The organism is Plantactinospora sp. B6F1 (assembly GCF_040120695.1).
GTDB lineage: Bacteria > Actinomycetota > Actinomycetes > Mycobacteriales > Micromonosporaceae > Plantactinospora.
Map to the genome: position 1 here is coordinate 120,596 of NZ_JBEEAC010000007.1, position 18,116 is coordinate 138,711.

At 73.5% G+C, this 18,116-nt stretch carries 14 protein-coding genes; 5 read left to right on the forward strand and 9 right to left on the reverse strand.

Annotation, left to right across the window (positions count from 1 at the left end; all coding sequences use genetic code 11):
• Positions 1–51: 51 nt before the first annotated feature.
• Positions 52–549, reverse strand: a complete 498-nt coding sequence (locus tag ABNF97_RS12460; protein WP_349338616.1) for a MarR family winged helix-turn-helix transcriptional regulator — start codon at positions 547–549, stop codon at positions 52–54.
• 92 nt (positions 550–641) lie between these two features.
• On the opposite strand from ABNF97_RS12460, the gene ABNF97_RS12465 reads away from it, so the two are divergent.
• Both ABNF97_RS12465 and ABNF97_RS12470 read left to right on the forward strand, forming a co-directional pair.
• Positions 642–1,589, forward strand: coding sequence for an EamA family transporter (locus ABNF97_RS12465; protein WP_130460826.1), 948 nt, complete (start codon positions 642–644; stop codon positions 1,587–1,589).
• Positions 1,586–2,224 (forward strand): NAD(P)-dependent oxidoreductase, encoded by a 639-nt coding sequence (locus tag ABNF97_RS12470; protein WP_349338617.1) that lies wholly within the window; start codon positions 1,586–1,588, stop codon positions 2,222–2,224. Before ABNF97_RS12465 ends, ABNF97_RS12470 begins: the two co-directional genes overlap by 4 nt.
• On the opposite strand, the gene ABNF97_RS12475 is transcribed toward ABNF97_RS12470, so the two are convergent.
• The 5 genes from ABNF97_RS12475 to ABNF97_RS12495 form a co-directional block, all read right to left on the reverse strand.
• Positions 2,221–3,789 (reverse strand): pyridoxal phosphate-dependent decarboxylase family protein, encoded by a 1,569-nt coding sequence (locus ABNF97_RS12475; RefSeq protein WP_349338618.1) that lies wholly within the window; start codon positions 3,787–3,789, stop codon positions 2,221–2,223. The genes ABNF97_RS12470 and ABNF97_RS12475 overlap by 4 nt on opposite strands.
• Before the next feature lie 125 nt (positions 3,790–3,914).
• Positions 3,915–5,111, reverse strand: coding sequence for an asparagine synthase-related protein (locus ABNF97_RS12480; RefSeq protein WP_130460828.1), 1,197 nt, complete (start codon positions 5,109–5,111; stop codon positions 3,915–3,917).
• A gap of 184 nt (positions 5,112–5,295) precedes the next feature.
• Positions 5,296–7,002 (reverse strand): hypothetical protein, encoded by a 1,707-nt coding sequence (locus tag ABNF97_RS12485; protein WP_349338619.1) that lies wholly within the window; start codon positions 7,000–7,002, stop codon positions 5,296–5,298.
• Entirely contained in the window at positions 6,995–10,168 is a 3,174-nt protein-coding gene (locus ABNF97_RS12490; RefSeq protein ID WP_130460830.1) for a bifunctional [glutamine synthetase] adenylyltransferase/[glutamine synthetase]-adenylyl-L-tyrosine phosphorylase, read from the reverse strand. The genes ABNF97_RS12485 and ABNF97_RS12490 overlap by 8 nt, the downstream gene beginning before the upstream one ends.
• A gap of 95 nt (positions 10,169–10,263) precedes the next feature.
• A complete protein-coding gene (locus ABNF97_RS12495) occupies positions 10,264–11,079 on the reverse strand; it encodes a glutamine amidotransferase-related protein (RefSeq protein ID WP_130460831.1) in 816 nt (271 codons plus the stop codon).
• Positions 11,080–11,149: 70 nt separating this feature from the next.
• On the opposite strand from ABNF97_RS12495, the gene ABNF97_RS12500 reads away from it, so the two are divergent.
• The gene (locus ABNF97_RS12500; protein WP_130460832.1) at positions 11,150–12,079 is read left to right on the forward strand and encodes an LD-carboxypeptidase; all 930 of its coding nucleotides are present in this window, start codon (positions 11,150–11,152) and stop codon (positions 12,077–12,079) included.
• A gap of 73 nt (positions 12,080–12,152) precedes the next feature.
• On the opposite strand, the gene ABNF97_RS12505 is transcribed toward ABNF97_RS12500, so the two are convergent.
• Positions 12,153–12,578 (reverse strand): DUF350 domain-containing protein, encoded by a 426-nt coding sequence (locus ABNF97_RS12505; protein ID WP_130460833.1) that lies wholly within the window; start codon positions 12,576–12,578, stop codon positions 12,153–12,155.
• Positions 12,579–12,686: 108 nt separating this feature from the next.
• A complete protein-coding gene (glnA, locus tag ABNF97_RS12510) occupies positions 12,687–14,039 on the reverse strand; it encodes a type I glutamate--ammonia ligase (protein WP_130460834.1) in 1,353 nt (450 codons plus the stop codon).
• A gap of 300 nt (positions 14,040–14,339) precedes the next feature.
• On the opposite strand from glnA, the gene ABNF97_RS12515 reads away from it, so the two are divergent.
• Both ABNF97_RS12515 and panB read left to right on the forward strand, forming a co-directional pair.
• Positions 14,340–16,226, forward strand: coding sequence for an NAD+ synthase (locus tag ABNF97_RS12515; protein WP_349338620.1), 1,887 nt, complete (start codon positions 14,340–14,342; stop codon positions 16,224–16,226).
• A gap of 127 nt (positions 16,227–16,353) precedes the next feature.
• Positions 16,354–17,211, forward strand: coding sequence for a 3-methyl-2-oxobutanoate hydroxymethyltransferase (panB, locus tag ABNF97_RS12520; RefSeq protein ID WP_502930479.1), 858 nt, complete (start codon positions 16,354–16,356; stop codon positions 17,209–17,211).
• Positions 17,212–17,310: 99 nt separating this feature from the next.
• Here the strand turns inward: panB and npdG are convergent, their stop codons facing one another.
• Positions 17,311–18,009: an NADPH-dependent F420 reductase gene (gene npdG, locus ABNF97_RS12525; RefSeq protein WP_130460836.1), complete on the reverse strand. Its 699-nt coding sequence runs from the start codon at positions 18,007–18,009 to the stop codon at positions 17,311–17,313.
• Positions 18,010–18,116 lie beyond the last annotated feature (107 nt).

The window sequence follows — 18,116 nt, forward strand, 5'->3', positions numbered from 1 at the left end:
GCGTCGCTGCCAGGGGTGGTCGTGCCGCGAAGCGTCGTCTCGCACCGGACGTCAAGCCTGGCTCTCATGGTGGTCGAGGAGGCCGCGGAGCAGTTCTTCGAGCTGTCGCCGCTGGCTGGCCGTCATCGTTGCGAGCAGGCGTTCCTCATTGGAGACATGGTCGTCCAGTGCCGCGTCGATGACCTCCCGCCCCCGTTGGGTGAGGGCGACCCGGATTGTGCGGCGGCTGTGCGGGTCGGGCTCACGGGTGACGAGTCCTTTGGCGACGAGCCGGTCGAGCCGGTTGGTGATCGCGCCGGATGTGACCATGGTGCTGTCGGCAAGCTGGCCCGCGGTCAGACCGCGCCCTTCGGTGTCGGCGCGCCGCAGGGTCGCCAGGATGTCGAACTCTCCCGGTTGCAGGCCGTGCTGAGAGAAGACTGTCTGTAGCTCGCGCTCGAACAGACGTGTGAGCCGAGAGAGCCGGCCGAACACCCCCATCGGGCTGACATCGACATCCGGGCGCACCCGCGCCCACTGGGCAACGATTCGGTCGACGCTGTCCTCCACCCCATACACCTCTCAACGTTGAACTGTTTGACGGCAAGCACTTTAACACCGTAGTCTCCTCAACGTTAAACAGTTCAAGGCTGAGGGGTTGTATGGACAAGCTCCGCACCACGTTGCTCACGGCGATCGCCCCGGCGACGTGGGGGACGACGTACATCGTGACGACCGAAATGTTGCCCGACGGGCATCCGCTGTTCGCCTCGCTGGTACGAGCATTGCCCGCGGGGCTGGTCGCGATCGCGCTGACCAGGGCACGACCCACGGGTGCGTGGTGGTGGAAGTCTGCCGTGCTGGGTGTACTCAACATCGGCGCGTTCTTCCCGCTGCTCTTCGTCGCCGCCTACCACCTGCCCGGCGGCGTTGCCGCCACACTCGGAGCCGCGCAACCACTCGTCGTCGCGATCCTCGTCGTCGTCATCCTGCGCGAGTCGTTCTCTGCGTGGCGCCTGTGGTGGGGAATCGTCGGGATCATCGGTGTCGCCCTGGTCGTACTGCGTTCCACCGCGACACTCGATGCGGTCGGTGTGCTCGCCGGGCTGCTGAGCGCCGTGTCCATGGGCTTCGGCGTCACTCTCACCAAGAAGTGGGGGCGAGCCGCAGGGGTGCCCGCGATGGGCCTCGCCGGATGGCAACTGACGGCGGGCGGACTGTTCCTCCTGCCCGTCACCCTGCTTGTCGAGGGCGTCCCCGTGACCATCGATGTCACCGCACTGGCCGGTTACGCGTGGCTCGGACTTGTCGGTGGGCTCCTCACCTACACGCTGTGGTTCAGCGGCATCGCCCGGCTGCCGGCCGCTTCGGTCGCCGTGCTCGGACTGCTCTCGCCACTGGTCGCCGCCGGACTCGGAGCGCTCCTCCTGGGCCAGACCCTCGGCGTCGTACAGATGGTCGGGTTCGCGCTTGCCCTGGCGGCGATCGCGGCAGGGCAGGTCACTCCGCGCAAGAAGACGCCCTCTCGCACCCCGAACATCACCCAGACCACGGATCCGGACACCAACCGGCCGGCGTTGCTCGCCGCGCGGACCAGGACAGGATCATGAAGATTGCGATCATCGGCGCGACAGGAATGGCAGGCTCCCGCATCGCCGTAGAAGCAGCGCGTCGAGGACACATCGACTCCGGGTACTCACGCTCAGAAGCCAGTGCCGGACGAACCGCCCCCGGAATCACCTTGTCGACCGCTGACGCCACCGACCCGGAAGCCATGGGTCGGATCGCGGCTGAGCACGACGTCATCGTGCTGGCCACCAGACCAGCTCCTGGGACGCGAGAGGATGCCACATCCCCAGTGACCGTCGTCCTGGACGCAGCCCTTGGCGCCGGGCGCCGCGTCATCGTGATCGGCGGCGCAGGCCCGCTGCGGTGCCCTGACCGCCCGGACCAGCTCGTGATCGATGACCAGCGCTTCGTTCCCGAGCAGTGGCGAAGCATCGCCCAGGCCAGCGTCGACCAGTTCAACGCCTGCGGGGCTCACGACGCGGACTGGACCTACCTGAGCCCTCCGGCGTTGCTCGGGTCCGGCACCCGCACCGGGAGCTACCGACGCGGAGGAAACCAGCTCCTCATCGACGTCAACGGAGAGTCGCGCATCTCCGCAGAGGACTTGGCCGTCGCCGCTGTGGACGAGATCGAGAACCCCCAGCTCGGTACGCGGCACTTCACCGTGGCGTACTAGGCGCGGGGTGCCGGAGCAAGCTGGGCGGTCAGCTCGCGTACCACCTCGACCAGCAGGTCGATGTCGGTCTCGGTGGTCCGCCAGTTCACGATCGCCGGGCGGAGCGCGACCCGGCCGTCGTAGACGGTGGTGCCGACGAAGACCCGGCCGTCGTCCAGCAGAGCCGCACCGAGCCGCCGGTTGAGGTCGTCGAGTCCGTCCGGCGGCACGTGCTCCGGAGCGGCCCGGAAGCAGACGATGCAGAGCGGCACCTCGGCCAACCGTTCCAGCTCGGGCGCCTCGTCCACTCCCCGGGCGAGGCGCTGGGCCAGGTCGAGCTGCCGCTCCACCATCGCCCGGTGGCCCTGGCGGCCGTACGCGGCCAGGGTCGCCCAGATCGGCATCGACCGCGCCCGGCGGGACGACTCCGGCCCGTGCAGCGCGTAGTCCACCGGCCCCGGCTGCCCCGACCACAGTGGGCTCCCCGGCCCCGGCAGGTACGTCGTGCCGGGCATCCCGAACGCCACCGGCAACCGGGCCGGCTCGCGGAGAAAGGCGAACCCGCTCTCGTACGGCACGTTGAGCCACTTGTGCCCGTCACAGGCGATCGAGTCGGCCCGCTCGATCCCGCGCACCAGAGCGGCGGTCCGGGGCGAGAGCGCGGCGAACAAACCGAACGCGCCGTCCACATGCAACCAGGCGCCGTACCGCTCGGCGAGGTCGGCGAGGGCGTCGACCGGGTCGAAGTCGCCCGCGTTCACCTCACCGGCGTTGGCGATCAGCACCGCCGGCCCGTCCAGTTCGGCGAGGCGCCGCTCGATCGCCGGCAGGTCGACCCGGCCCACCCGGTCCCGGGCGTACACCTCGGCGGTGTCCCGGCCGTGCCCGAGCATCTGCAACGCCTTGCGTGCGCTGGCATGCAGGTAGCCGCCGGAGAGCACCGGCATCCGGGGCAGCGTGCCGAGCCCGTCCGCCGCGACGTCCACGCCGTGCCGCTCGGCCCACCAGTGCGTGGCGACGGCCAGCGAGGTGAAGTTCGCGAAGGTGGCGCTGGCGACCAGCGCCCCGCCGTACCGGTCGGGCAGCCCGAACAGTTCCCGCAGCCAGCGCAGCGCGATCGCCTCCAGCTCGGCGGCGAGTGGCGAGGAGGCCCGGAAGGCGGCGTTCTGGTCCAGCAGCGCGGCGGTCCAGTCACCGGCGAGCGCGGCCGGGGTGGCGCCGCCGATGACGAAGTGGAAGAACCGCGGTCCGGCGGAGTGGGTCGCGGCGGCGGCGCCGATCCGAAGCAGCCGCTCCAGGGCGGCCGCCGCTCCGATGCCCCGCTCCGGCAGATCGCCGGGCGTCGTCCCGGTCGGTTGTTCACCGGCACCGGTGGACGGGTCCGAATTGGACAGTGTGGAGAGTTCGGTCAGCAGCGCCTCGGTGGCCGGCTCGTGCACCGGACGGTCGGCGAGCGAGTCCAGGTAGGGACCGGCGGCCGCGTACACCTGGCGCAGCACCTCCGCCGCCGCGTCCCGATCGTGCAACGGGTCGCCCATCCCGCTCTCCTCCGCTCCGGGCACGCCGGCCTCCGGCACGCCGTCCACCGGTCCGGTCCCCTGGCACCGGCGCGACCACGGTGACAGGGGCGGATCGCCCGGCGCTGGTCACCCTGCCACCGGCGCCACCGACGAGGACAGAGCAATCACCCGGCGGTGGTCACCGCCGCAGCTCACCGGCCCGCCCCGCCGGAGCTGGCGGCGAGCCACACCTCCTGGACCAGTCCCGCCGTACCGCCGGGGATCGGCCACCGGGACCAGAGCCTCCGCAACGCTGCCACGTCGACGAGTTCCTCGTCGACGCCGCTGCCGTCCCAGCGCTGGACGAACCGGCGGGTCGGCCCCCGGAGGAAGGCGTCCAGGAAGCGCGCCCTCGGCCGGGGCGCGGTGACCACCTCCGGCAGCATCCCGGCGGCGATCTCGGCGACCAACTGGTCCCGGGGCGGGCAGCCGCGCCGGCCCGCCGGCCCGGTGAGGGTACCCAGGAAGTCGGGATCGAGCAGCGGATTCACCACCGTCACCCCGTGGGTGGTGCCGAGCGCGGCCAGGCTGGCACAGGTCAGCCCGAGGTCCCGCCGACGAACGTGCCAGGCGATCCGGCGGTCGAGCCGGCGGGGCTCCCCGCGCCGTTCCGCCCGGAAGGCCCGGTAGATCTCCGCCGACACCTCCGGGCGCAGCCACGGAAACATGTCCCGGCTCGACCTGTGCCCCCGGAGCGCGGTCCGAAGCTGGCCGGCGGCCCGGCGCAACCGTACCCATGGTTGACCGGACCCGGCGGTACGCCAGCCACCGAACACCTGGTCCCCACCGGCGCCGGTGAGCATGGCACCACCGGCCGCCAGCTCGACGATGGGCAGGTGCAGGTGCAGGTTCACCGGGTGCCGCAGACCGTGCCGGCGCAGCAGCCGCCCCGCCGTCGGACCGACCAGGTCCAGATCGTCGTCCGCCTGGAGGAGTTGCCAGTCCCCGATGCCCAGCGCCTGGACGATCCGATCCTGCCAGCGTGACTCGCCGGCCGGGGACACCCCGGAGAACCGCCAGGTGACCGGCACCGGGTGCGGCAGCCCCTCCCGCCGGGCCACCCGCAGCGCGACCGCGAGCACGAGCGACGAGTCCGGCCCGCCGGAGAAGCCGACCAGGCACGGCGGTCGGCGCAGCGCGGGCAGTACCGCCCGTTCGAGGGCGCCGAGCGGGGTCACCGCGCGCCCCGGGTCCGCAGCGGTCTCCGGCGGGGCCCAGCCGAGTGACCACCGTGCCGGGCCGGCTCGCTGCATGGACTGCCCGGGTAGGTGCCCGAGGACCACCCCGGAGGCGATCTCGCGTCGGGTCAGCCGCGAGGCGGGAGGTTGCGAGGCGGGAGATTTGGCCACGGGTCAGCGCTTCCCCGGCTCCTGAATGAGACTCACTAAAAGTGCCTTTCACTCAAGACGGGGAGCAAATGGACAGAAGGATGGTACCGCCACCCACTGCCGACCCCGCGCAACGACGCGGGCCGCGTGGCCTGGCCGCCAGCGGCCCACGTGCCGCTCCGCCGCGGGGCGGGCGGGGGGTCGATCAGCCCGGACAGCGCGGCCCCGCGCCGGCCAGGGCACCGCTGATCGAGTACCTGCCGGCCCGTGCCACCCGGAGCACCGTCCAGTCGCCGTACGGGGCCAGGCAGGCGTCGGGGCCCTCCACCCGCAGCCACCTCGACCAGCGCAGCCGGAGCAGGGTCTCCCCTGCCGCCGGCACGTCGACCGTCAACTCCGCCGACGTCGCCCGCACCAGCTCCACGCCCGGGGTCCCGGGCACCGGTCCCTCGGCACCGTCCGGTGGGTCGCCCCCACCCGGGGTGACCGGCGGTGACCCGATCGCCTCCACGATGGACGGCGAGCCGGCGACCGCGTACAGGGTCCAGTCCGGGTGCCGCCAGACCGGGGTCAGGTACGGCAGCCCGCCCCGGACCAGTTCCGCCTCCCGGCGGCCGACCCAGGACGGCTCCGCCCCGGCCAGCGCGACGTACCGGACACCGTTGTGCCGCAGCCAGTGCCCGTACGACTCCGCGTCGACGCTGCCGTCCAGGAAGAGCCGGTTGTGTGCCTGGTCAGCCTGGCGCAGCCAGCCCCGGGCCAGCGGCGCGGCCTCCGGGACGTACGCCGCCTCCCAGTAGTTCGCCGTCGGAATCACCTCGACCCGGCCGGGTGGCCGGCGGGCCAGCTCGGCCAGCAGCGGTGCGAAGTAGCTCCGGGACGCCGTCGGGTCCCCGGCCGCGCGCAGGTCCGCCACCGAGACCGGCGGCTCCACCACGGCGACCAACGCCATGATCGCGACCAGCACCGCTCCGGCCGCCCGCCGGGGCCACCTCCGGACCAGTCCGGCCGGCAGCGTCCCATAGCCCACCAGCACCGGCAGCGCGAACATCGCGGCCAGCCGGGTGGCGTTCAGCCCCACCGGGGTCCGGATGGCGAACGCGGCCAGCACTCCCAGCGTGGCCAGCACCGCCCCGGCCCGGACCTCCCGGCGCGGCACCAGCAGCGCCACCAGCACACTCGCCACCGCCGCCGTCACCGTGTCCGCCAGGCTGATGTTCATCCAGCCACCCGCGCCGAACACCAGCCCCAGCGCCACCGTCGGCACCCCGGCGGCCGCCACCAGCACCGGCCCGTCGAGGCTGAGGTGTAAGGAGGGGGCCCTTCTACTACCGAAAGCGATAAGCGGGGGCCCTTCCTTACCCGCGCCGGCGAGCATCACGAAGAGGCCCGCCACCGGGCTCGCCGCCCCGGCCAGCGCGGCCGCCGTCCCGGCCAGGCCCCGGCGCAGCGCCGGCCGGACGGTGCTGGTCAGCGCGAGCAGGGCGAGGAGTCCGAATGCCACCCCGATCGCGTAGGTGATCCGGCCGGAGACGAGGTTGCCGGCGATGCAGGCGGCGCCGACCATTCCGCCGAGCACCGGCCGGCGGGCGCCGGTGCGCAGCATCAGCAGCGCCAGTGCCGCCGCCGAGACCAGCAGGGCGAGCGCACCGGCCAGCCGGGGGCCGAGGGTGTCGGCACCGAGCCAGTGCATCAGCGGCGGGGTGACGATGCTGTAGCCGTACGGCGAGATTCCGGCGTACCACCCGAGGTCCAGCGGGGCAATTCCGTGCCGGCCGAAGAAGTTGGCCCGGGCGACCTGGGCGGAGAGGTCGGTGCCGAGCGGTGGGGCGAGCAGGAAGGCGACCGTCAGCACGCCGGCCAGGCCGACCGCGCCGGACAGCACCCGGATGACCCGGCGCCGGTCAGGCATTCAGCACACGCTCCGCCGCCGCCCGGGATCGTCGCGCCGTCCGCAGGTAGTGGTCCAGGAACTCGCCCGGGTCGCCGCCGCCGAGCAGGCGTACCACGCCGGCCAGCTCCACACCGTGCCGGGGCAGCTGGTCGCCGGCCCGGCCGCGTACCAGCATCAGCGCGTTGCGCACCTGGGCCGCCATGCTCCACCCGGCGGCCATCGCGGCCGCGTCGGCGCCGTCGATCACCCCGGCCTCCCGGGCGGCGGCCAGCGCGTCGAGGGTACGCGTGCAGCGCAGCTCGGGCAGTCGACCGGCGTGCCGGAGCTGGGTGAGCTGCACCGCCCACTCCACGTCGGCCAGCCCGCCCCGGCCCAGTTTGGTGTGCGTGGCCGGGTCGGCGCCCCGGGGCAGCCGTTCGGTCTCCACCCGGGCCTTGATCCGGCGGATCTCCACCACCTGCTCCCGGGCCAGTCCTCGTTCCGGATAGCGCACCGGATCGGCGACCGCCTCGAACTCGCGCCCGAGGTCGGCGTCGCCGCAGACGTGCCGGGCCCGCAGGAGTGCCTGTGCCTCCCAGACCTCGGACCAGCGGGCATAGTACTGCGCGTACGCGCCGAGGCTGCGGACCAGCGGCCCCTGCCGGCCCTCGGGGCGCAGGTCGGCGTCGACCCCGAGCGGCGGGTCGGCGGCCGGCATGGCGAGCAGCCGGCGCAGTTCCTCGGCGATCGCCCGGGCCGCCGCGCTGGCCGCGTCCTCGGCCACCCCGGGCGGGGCGTCGTAGACGAAGAGCACGTCGGCGTCGGAGAGGTAGTTCATCTCGTACCCGCCGAGCCGACCCATCCCGATCACCGCGAACCGCAGTCCGGGCATTGCCGGCCGGGTCGCCCGGGCCACCCGCAGCGCCGCCCGCAGGGTGGCGTCGGTGACGGCGGAGAGCGCCGCGCCGACGGTGAGCACATCGGAGTCGCCGACGACGCCGGCCGGGGCCGGTTCCGGGGCGACGGTCACGGCCATCCCGGTCCGACCGGCCGGGGCCAACGACCCCGCCCGGTAGAGCACGTCGGCGCAGGCGATCCGGATCAGTTCCCTGCCACGCAGCGCCCGGACCGACCGGATCGCCTCGGTCGGGTCGGCCGGCTGCGATCCCCGGCCGACGAGGTAGCGGTCGGCTGCGGCCACGAACCCGTCCCGCAACACCTCGGTGTCCCGGGGGGTCAGCTCGGTGTCGTCGGCGAGCAGCCGCAGCGCCTCCGGGTCCCGGGCCAGCAGGTCGGCGACGTAGCGGGAGACCGCCAGGGTACGGGCCAGCCGGCGGGCCACCGGCCCCCCGTCACGGAGCAGCCGCAGGTACCACGGGGTGCCGCCGAGCTTGTCGGAGACCTGGCGGTAGTTGAGCAGTCCCCGGTCCGGCTCGGGCGCGTCGGCGAACTCCTGGAGCAGCACCGGCAGCAGGGTGCGCTGGATCGCGGCCGTCCGGGTCACCCCGCCGGTCAGCGCCTCCAGGTGCCGCAGCGCCCGGGTCGGGTCGGCGAAGCCGAGGATCTCCAACCTGTTCCGAGCCGCCTCCGGGGTGAGTCGCAGCCCGTCGGCGGGGACCCGGGCGACCGCCTCCAGCAGCGGGCGGTAGAGCAGTTTGGCGTGCAGCCGGCGTACCTCGGTGGCGTGGCCGACCCAGTCGGCCCGGAACGCCTCGACGGCGTCCCGGCCGGGCAGCGCCGTGTAGCCGAGCGCGTGCGCGAGCCAGCGCAGTGCCGGCCGGTCCGCCGGCACGGTGTGGGTACGCCGCAGCGCCTGCAACTGGAGCCGGTGCTCGACCCCGCGCAGAAAGCGGTACCCGCGCAGCAGCGCCTCGCCGTCGGCCCGCCCCACGTATCCGCCGGCAACCAGGGCCCGCAGTGCCGGGATGGTGCCGGGGGCACGCAGCGACTCGTCGCCCCGGCCGTGCACCAGTTGCAGGAGCTGCACCGCGAACTCGATGTCCCGCAGCCCGCCCGGCCCACGCTTGATCTCCCGCTCCAGCTCGCGGGGCGGTATGTTGTCGATGATCTTGCGGCGCATCGCCCGGACGTCCTCGACCGCCTCCGGCCGTTCGGCGGCCTGCCAGACCAGCGGGGCGAGCGCGTCGATCCACTCCTGGGCCAGCGCGACGTCGCCGGCCGCCGGGCGGGCCTTGAGCAGCGCCTGGAACTCCCAGGTCCGGGCCCAGCGGCGGTAGTAGGCGAGGTGGCTGGCGAGGGTACGCACCAGCGGCCCCCGGTTGCCCTCCGGCCGCAGCGCGGCGTCCACCGGCCAGGCCACCAGCCCGCAGATCTCGATGATCCGGGTCGCCACCCGGGTGGCGGCCGGCAGGTCCTCGTCGGTGGCGGCCACGAAGATCACGTCGACGTCGGAGACGTAGTTCAGCTCGTTGCCGCCGCACTTGCCCATCGCCACCACCGCCAGCCGGGGCGCCTTACCCGCCGGCAGCTCGCCGACCGCGATACCGTACGCGTCGGCCAGGGTGGCGTCGGCGAGCGCCGACAGCGCCGCCATGGTCTGCTCCAGGCCGCGCCCGCCGGTCAGGTCGGCCGCCGCGATCCGCAGCAGGGCCAGCCGGTACGCCCGGCGCAGCGCCGCCACCACCGGCAGCGGGTCCGGTCCGCCGCCGGGATCGGCGCGATCCCGATGCAGCAGTCCGTCGGCGTCCGGTGGCAGTCCGTCGACCCCGGTACGCAGTGCCCGCCACTGCTCCGGGTGGGCCACCAGGTGGTCGCCGAGCGCGGACGAGGCGCCCAGCACGGCGAGCAGCCGGCGACGCAGCCCCGAATCGGTGTGCAGGGCGGCGAGCAGGCTCCCCCCTCCGTCGCCCGTGTCGTCGCCGGTGTCGCCAAGCGCGCTGTCGGCGCCCCTGCCGCCAGCCGCGCCGGCACGCCTCGCCGGGGGCGCGATGCGGCGTTCCGCCTCGACGATCCGGTGGAGTTGGCGCAGGGCCAGGTCCGGGTCGGCGGCCCGGGAAAGCGCGGTGAGCAGCTCGCCGGCCGGCTCGTCCACCGGCTCCTGGGTGTCGACGTCCCACAGCCCGAGCCCGTCCGGCCCGAGCAGGTCGGCAGCGCGGCCCACCCCGTCGCCGCCAACCCGTTCCCGGTCGCCCACCCCGAAGCCGTACCGGGCGAGCCGGCCGGTCGCGCTGATCGGTCTGCTCATCGGCGGCCGCCTCCCGTGTCGGTCGTCGACGACCACACCGGAGTCCGTCGTGTCGATCGGGGGCGGTCTCCCGGGTCCGTCATCGGCGGCGGCTCCTAGTGCCCGAGCAGCGGCAGGGTGGGCCGGGGCGGGACGTCGTCGAGCCGGCCCTGGGCCAGGGCCGCGAACCGGGCCGCGAACGGCTGCCACACCTCTTCCACGTCGGCCAGCACCTCGGCACAGGCGGCCACCACCAGCTCCGGGTCGTAGCCCAGCTCGGCCAGCGTCGCCGAGTCGGTCGCCCAGTCGGCGATCATCGCGGCGTCGCACTCGATGTGGAACTGGAGGCCCCAGGCCCGGTCACCGAGCCGGAACGCCTGGTGCGGATAGCGGGTCGAGGCGGCCAGCAGGGTCGCGCCCTGCGGCAGCTCGGTGATCTCGTCGACGTGCCACTGGAACACGTCCGGGATCATCGGCACGTACCGGAAGAGCGGATCGTGCTCGGCCGCGTCGCGCTTGCCGACCACGCTGGGCCCGACCTCCGGCCCGGCCGCGCTCCGCTGCACCGTACCGGCGTGCGCGGTGGCCAGCAGTTGGGCGCCGAGGCAGATCGCCAGGGTCGGCACCCGGTGCCGGACCGCCTTGCGGAGCAGCCCCTCCAGGGCGGGGAACCAGGGCGCCCCGGGGGTGCCGTCGGGTGCCGGGTACGGATGCTGGTAGCCGCCGAGGACCACGAGAGCGGCGTACCCGGTCAGGTCGTCGGGCAGCGGGTCCCCGGCGTGCGGCCGGAGCACCGCCAGGTCGAGTCCGGCCTCGGTGAGCCACTCCCCCAGCCGGCGGACGTCGTCCGTCGGGTCGTTCTCGATCACCAGCGCGGTGGCGGTGCCGCCCGTGCTGCCGGTGTCGCTCTCGGTTCCGGTCTCGGTTGCCACGGTGTCGAGGCTATCCGGTGCGCCCGACCGCCACCGATAGGCTCGGGGCCGAGCGGAGCGAGGAGGCGAGGTGGCCGACGATCAGGCGGTGCGACCACCGGCGCTGCGGCCCGGTGACACGGTGCTGCTGGTGTCGCCGTCCGGGCCGACCCGGGCGGACCGGGTCGCCCGCGGCGTGGAACTGCTCACCGGTTGGGGCCTTCGTCCGGTCCTCGCCCCGAACGCGTACGCCCGGCGCGGCTACCTCGCCGGGGACGACGCGCTGCGCGCCGCCGACCTGAACGCGGCCTTCGCCGACCCGGCGGTACGCGGCGTGCTCTGCACCCGGGGCGGCTACGGCGCGCAGCGGGTGGTCGACGCGATCGACATGTCGGCGGTGCGCCGCGACCCGAAGGTGGTGGCCGGGTTCTCCGACATCACCGCGCTGCAACTCGCGCTCTGGCGCGGCGCCCGGCTGGCCACCGTGCACGGCCCGGGAGCGGCCTGGCTGGACGAGCGCACCCCACCGGTCTCGGCCGAGTCGCTGCGCGCCGCGCTGATGTGCCCCGAGCCGGTGGTGGTGCACCGGCTGCCGACCGAGGAGACCGCGAGCGTGCTGGTTCCCGGTAGGGCCACCGGCCGGCTGCTCGGCGGCAACCTCTGCCTGCTCACACACTCCCTCGGCACCCCCGACATGCCGGACCTGACCGGGGCGGTCCTGCTGGTCGAGGATGTCGGGGAGCCGCCGTACAAGATCGACCGGATGCTCACCCACCTGCGCCGCACCGGGGCGCTGGCCGGGGTGGCCGGGGTGGCGGTCGGCCAGTTCACCGACTGCGCGGACGGCTGGGCGGTCGGGGTGGCCGAGGTGCTGGCCGAACGCCTCGGCGACCTGGGCGTGCCGGTGCTCGGCGGGCTGCCGATCGGGCACGGGGTCGGGCAGCTCACCGTGCCGGTCGGCGTACCGGCGACGCTGGATGCGGACGCCGGCACCCTGACGGTCTCCCCCGCCGTACGCTGAGCCCGGAACTCCCGGGTGGGTCCTCGACGCCACCAGCCGGGGATGGAAGGACCGGGTCGAGCAGCGGGGTGAGTCAGGCGATGCTGGCGCAGACGATGAGCGCGGCGCCGAAGTGGGTGGCGGCGCTGACCCGGGCGGCGGGGTGCGGCTCGTCGGCGCAGATCACCTCGCCGAGCTTGCCGGGCGTGAGCCAGTCGAGCACCAGGAAGCCGAGCGCCATGACCCCGAGGCCGATCAGTCCGAACAGGACGGTCGAGGCGAGCCCTTTGGTGAAGTCGCTGTAGCTGGTCAGGATCGCGGTGAAGACGATGGCGGCGATGCCGAGTTGGTTGGCGAGCAGCAACAGCGCCGCGTTGCCGTTGCGGCGTGCCCAGATCAGCTCGCGCAGCCGGCCCGGGGTGAGCAGGTCGACAAGCCCGAAACCCGCGGCCATCAAGGCGATGCCGACCACGCCGAACACGATGCTCTGCCAGGCTCCCACGAGCAGGTCCTCGACCACCGTCTGTCTCCGATCGGGTGTGGGCGGCCGTACGAGGGGGCCGCGTCGTCAGGGACGATAACGCGGCCCGACAAGCGCGGCTGACCGATACCCCGGAGCAGCGCCCGGCTAGAGCAGACCCAGGTAGCGCTGCCGCTCGTAGGGGGTGACCTCGCGGCGGTACTGCTCCCACTCGGCGCGCTTGTTGCGCAGGAAGAAGTCGAAGACGTGCTCGCCGAGCACCTCGGCGACCAACTCCGAGCCGGCCATCACGTCGATCGCCTCGGCGAGGTTCTCCGGCAGCGACTCGTATCCCACCGCCTTGCGCTCGGCGTTGGAGAGCGCCCAGACGTCGTCCTCGGCCCCCGGCGGCAGCTCGTAGCCCTCCTCGATGCCCTTGAGCCCGGCGCCGAGCAGTACCGCGAAGGCGAGGTAGGGGTTGGTGGCCGAGTCCGGCGAGCGGATCTCCACCCGGGCCGAGTTCGGCTTGCCGTACGCGGGCACCCGAACCAGCGCGGAGCGGTTCAGGTGCCCCCAGCAGACGTACGCCGGGGACTCGGTGATCCGGTCCGGCAGCGCCTGCGGGAAGAGCCGCTTGTAGGAGTTGACCCACTGGTTGGTGACCGCGGTGTATTCGCGGGCGTGCACCAGCAGCCCGGCGATGAAGGCGCGGCCGACCTTGGAGAGCTTCATCGGGTCGCTGGCGTCGTGGAACGCGTTCCGCTCCCCCTCGAACAGCGACAGGTGGGTGTGCATCCCGCTGCCGGGCTGGTCGGTGAAGGGCTTCGGCATGAAGCTGGCCCGTACCCCGGTGGAGAGCGCGACCTCCTTGACCATGTGCCGGAAGGTCATGATGTTGTCGGCCGTGGTGAGCGCGTCGGCGTAGCGCAGGTCGATCTCCTGCTGGCCGGGCGCGACCTCGTGGTGGCTGTACTCCACCGAGATGCCGATCCGCTCCAACGCCAGTACCGCCTGCCGGCGGAAGTCCCGGGCCACCGCGTGGGTGGTGTGCTCGAAGTAGCCGCCGTCGTCGACCGGGATCGGCAGCGAGCCGTCGTTGGGGCCGTTCTCCAGCAGGAAGAACTCGATCTCGGGGTGGGTGTAGAAGGTGAAGCCCTTCTCGGCGGCCCGGGACAGCGCCCGGCGCAGCACGTGCCGCGGGTCCGCCCAGGACGGGCTGCCGTCGGGGAGCAGGATGTCGCAGAACATCCGGGCGCTCTCGCCACTGACCCCGCCCTCGAAGGGGAAGACCTGGAAGGTGGTCGGGTCGGGCATCGCCACCATGTCCGACTCGAAGACCCGGGCGAAGCCCTCGATGGCGGAGCCGTCGAAGCCGATCCCCTCGTCGAAGGCCGCCTCCAGCTCGGCGGGGGCCACCGAGACGCTCTTCAGCGTGCCGAGCACGTCGGTGAACCACAACCGGACGAAACGAATGTCACGCTCTTCCAGCGTGCGGAGCACGAACTCCTGCTGACGGTCCACCGCTACCCCTCGCACACTATGTTCGGACCGGCCCAGCCGGCGCACGGCCTGACGGTCCAGTCTTCACCGGTTCCGTTACGCCGACGTTACGGGAACTAGATCGGAACCGATGCGTGGGCTGGCACGGCCTGCGTACTTACCGGGCGTTCGCCCCAAACATAACCCCCGGACCGGCTCCGGCGTCCACCGGGCGGTTCCCGGCGCGGCGGACCGACCGGACGGCGCCCCGCGCGCCCGAGCCGACCGGACGGCTCCCTGCGCGCCCGAGCCGAACCGGACCGGCTGCGGCAAGATGGGGACATGCCGACCTTGCGCATCGCCCTGGCCCAGGTCAACCCCACCGTCGGCGACGTCGCCGGCAACTCGGCCCTGATCCGCGCGCGGTCCCGGGAGGCTGCCGGAGCCGGCGCGCACCTCGTGGTCTTCCCGGAGATGGCGCTCACCGGGTACCCGGTCGAGGACCTGGTCTTCCGGGACTCCTTCGTCGCCGCCTCCCGGTCCACCCTCGACCGGCTCGCCGCCGACCTCGCCGCCGACGGGCTCGGCGGGCTGCCGGTGCTGGTCGGCTACCTCGACTCCGACGGCCCGGCCAGCGCCAACGCCGAGGCCACCCCGGCCCGGGGGCCGCGCAACGCCCTCGCCGTCCTGCACGACGGGCGGACCGTCGCCCGCTACTTCAAGCACCACCTGCCGAACTACGGGGTCTTCGACGAGGACCGCTACTTCGTGCCGGGCGACACCCTGACGGTGGTCCGGATCGGCGGGGTCGACGTCGCGCTGACCATCTGCGAGGACCTGTGGCAGGCCGGCGGCCCGTTCACGGTCGCCCGCCGCGCCGGGGTCGGGCTGGTCGTCACCATCAACGGTTCGCCGTACGAGCTGAACAAGGACGACGTACGCCTGCCGCTGGTCCGCCGCCGAGCCGCCGAGGCCGAGGCGACGGTCGCGTACGTCAACCTGGTCGGCGGCCAGGACGAGTTGGTCTTCGACGGCGACTCGATGATCGTCGCGTCCGACGGCACCCTGCTGGCCCGCGCCCCGCAGTTCGTCGAGCACCTGCTGCTGCACGACCTCGACCTGCCCGCCGGCCGGGTCGACCCGTCCGGCGCCGAGCCGGCACAGCCGGTGCCGGCCGGCGCCCGGGAGGACGTGGCCGCCGCCACGGAGGACACGGCCGGCGCCCGGGAGGACGTGACCGGCGTCCCGGAGGACACGGCCGCCGCCCGGGAGGACAGAGCCGCGGCCCGGGCCGAGATGGCCGTCGTCCGGGTCCGGGTCAGCGACGGACTGCCCGCCCCGACCGGGCCCCGGGTCACCGGCGGCGTCACCCAGCCGGTCGTCGACGAGGGCGAGGTGTGGCAGGCCCTGGTGCTGGGGCTGCGCGACTACACCGACAAGAACGGCTTCCGCTCGGTGGTGCTCGGCCTCTCCGGCGGCATCGACTCGGCGCTGGTCGCCACGATCGCGGTGGACGCGCTCGGCCCGGAGCGGGTGGTCGGGGTCTCGATGCCGAGCCAGCACTCGTCGGAACACTCCCGGGACGACGCCGCCGAACTGGCCCAGCGGACCGGGCTGGACTACCGGGTCGAGCCGATCCAGCCGATGGTCGACGGCTTCCTGGCCAACCTGTCGCTGCACGGGATGTCGGTGGAGAACCTCCAGGCCCGGGTACGCGGGGTGCTGCTGATGGCGCTGTCGAACCAGGAGGGCCACCTCGTGCTCACCACCGGCAACAAGAGCGAACTCGCGGTCGGCTACTCCACCCTCTACGGCGACTCGGTCGGCGGCTTCAATCCGCTCAAGGACGTCTGGAAGAGCCTGGTCTGGAAGCTGGCGAACTGGCGCAACGCGGAGGCGGTCCGGCGCGGCGAGACGCCGCCGATCCCGGAGAACTCGATCCGGAAGCCGCCGAGCGCCGAGCTGAGCCCCGGCCAGCTCGACACCGACACCCTGCCGGACTACTCGATCCTGGACGCGATCCTGGTCGGCTATGTCGACGGAGACCAGGGCAGGGACGACCTGGTCGCGGCCGGGCACGACCCGGAGGTGGTGGACAAGGTGCTCCGGATGGTGGACATCGCCGAATACAAGCGGCGGCAGTCCGCACCCGGCCCGAAGATCTCCATGAAGGCGTTCGGGCGGGATCGCCGGCTGCCGATCACCAACCGGTGGCGTGAGCGCCCCTGACCGGCCCGGAACCAGTCTCCCGGTGTGAGAACCTGCACTCTTCCCTGCCGTCGCCGCCCACGGCGGTGGGACGATCGGCAGTGACCCGGGGACCGCGAACGCGGCCTCGAGGCGAGAGGAGACAGCGATGTCCGAACACCAGATGGCGTCCGCCCCGGCCGAGGTGGCGACGCTGTACGGCGGTCCGGCGACCCGGCGGGTACGCGCCCGCGACCTGGTAGCCGCCAAGGAGCGCGGCGAGCGGTGGCCGATGCTCACCTCGTACGACCAGTACACCGCCGCGATCTTCGACCAGGCCGGGATTCCGGTACTGCTGGTCGGCGACTCGGCGGCGAACAACGTCTTCGGCTACCCCACGACCCTGCCGGTCACCGTCGACGATTTGCTTCCGCTGGTGCGCGCGGTGGTGGGCGCCACCAGCTACCCGCTGGTCGTCGGCGACCTCCCGTTCGGTTCGTACGAGGAGGGGCCGGCCCAGGCGCTGCGCACCGCCGTACGGTTCATGAAGGAGGGCGGCTGCCACGCGGTCAAGCTGGAGGGCGGCCGGCAGGTGGCGGAGCAGATCCGGGCGATCACCGGGGCCGGCGTGCCGGTGATGGCGCACATCGGGTTCACCCCGCAACGGGAGCACGCCATCGGCGGCTACCGGGTGCAGGGCCGGGGCGAGGCCGCCGACGACGTGCTGGCGGACGCCCTCGCGGTCGCCGAGGCGGGAGCCTTCTCGGTCGTCCTGGAGATGGTGCCGGGCGAGGTGGCCAAGCGGGTCACGCACGAGCTGGCGATTCCCACCATCGGGATCGGGGCCGGCCCGGACACCGACGCCCAGGTGCTGGTCTGGCAGGACATGGCCGGGCTGCGGTCCGGCCGGCTGCCCCGGTTCGTGAAGCGCTACGCGGACCTGCACGGCACGCTCACCGAGGCGACCCGGCGGTTCGCCGCCGAGGTGCGGGACGGCGAGTTCCCCACCGACGAGCACACCTTCTGATCCACCCTTCCGGTCCCCGACGATCCCGACCGGTCGGGAGGGCCGCCGCCGTGGTGGTGGTCCTCCCGGCGGGCCGGAGCCGGCCCCGCCGCCGCGCTCTCAGACGTCGGTGACCCGGATCCCGGCGTGCGCCTTGTAGCGCCGGTTGATCGCGATCAGGTTGGCGGTGAACGCCTCGATCTGGTGCGCGTTGCGCAGCCGCCCGGCGTAGACGCCGCGCATGCCGGGGATCCGCGCGGCCAGCGCGCCGACCAGCCCCACCAGCTCGCGTTCCTCGGTGCAGATCAGCACGTCGAGCTCGATCCGGTCGACCTCCGGGTCGGCCAGCAGTGGCGCGCTGACGTGGTTGAAGGCGGCGCAGACCCGGGAGTCCGGCAGCAGCGCCGCCGCCTGCTGCACGGCGCTACCCTCCTCGACCCGCAGCGGGTACGGCCCCTGCCGGTCGAAGCCGAGCGGGTTGACGCAGTCGACGACCACCTTGCCGGCCAGCGCCTCGCGCAGCCCGGCGACGGTGTCCCGGTGTCCCTCCCAGGGCACCGCGATGATGACCACGTCCGAGCGGCCCGCCACCTCGGCGTTGTCGCCGCCGGCGATCGACGCGTCGGCCGGCATTCCGGGCAGGGTACGGAGTTCGGCCGCCATCTGCTCCGCCCGGCCCGCCGAGCGGGAGCCGACGAGCACCGGCTGCCCCGCCCGGGCCAGCCGGTAGGCCAGTCCCCGTCCCTGGTCGCCCGTGCCGCCGATGATGCCGACGGTGAGTCCGGTGACGTCCGGCAGCACGCTCGCGTCATATGCCATGCCGGAATCCTCGCAGACCGCCCGGCCCGTCGGCGGTGCCGGGCCGGGCGGCGTGAGGTACCCGGGGATTGCCACCGCACCGGAACGCCCGCCGGGCGTTCCGGTGG

What these genes read in the sequence shown, in the direction of transcription:
- ABNF97_RS12465 (WP_130460826.1), top strand. Translation starts at nt 642, where the DNA reads ATGGACAAGCTCCGCACCACGTTGCTCACGGCGATCGCCCCGGCGACG.
- ABNF97_RS12470 (WP_349338617.1), top strand. Translation starts at nt 1,586, where the DNA reads ATGAAGATTGCGATCATCGGCGCGACAGGAATGGCAGGCTCCCGCATC.
- ABNF97_RS12485 (WP_349338619.1), bottom strand. Translation starts at nt 7,002, where the DNA reads ATGCCTGACCGGCGCCGGGTCATCCGGGTGCTGTCCGGCGCGGTCGGC.
- ABNF97_RS12490 (WP_130460830.1), bottom strand. Translation starts at nt 10,168, where the DNA reads ATGAGCAGACCGATCAGCGCGACCGGCCGGCTCGCCCGGTACGGCTTC.
- ABNF97_RS12515 (WP_349338620.1), top strand. Translation starts at nt 14,340, where the DNA reads ATGCCGACCTTGCGCATCGCCCTGGCCCAGGTCAACCCCACCGTCGGC.
- panB (WP_502930479.1), top strand. Translation starts at nt 16,354, where the DNA reads ATGTCCGAACACCAGATGGCGTCCGCCCCGGCCGAGGTGGCGACGCTG.
- npdG (WP_130460836.1), bottom strand. Translation starts at nt 18,009, where the DNA reads ATGGCATATGACGCGAGCGTGCTGCCGGACGTCACCGGACTCACCGTC.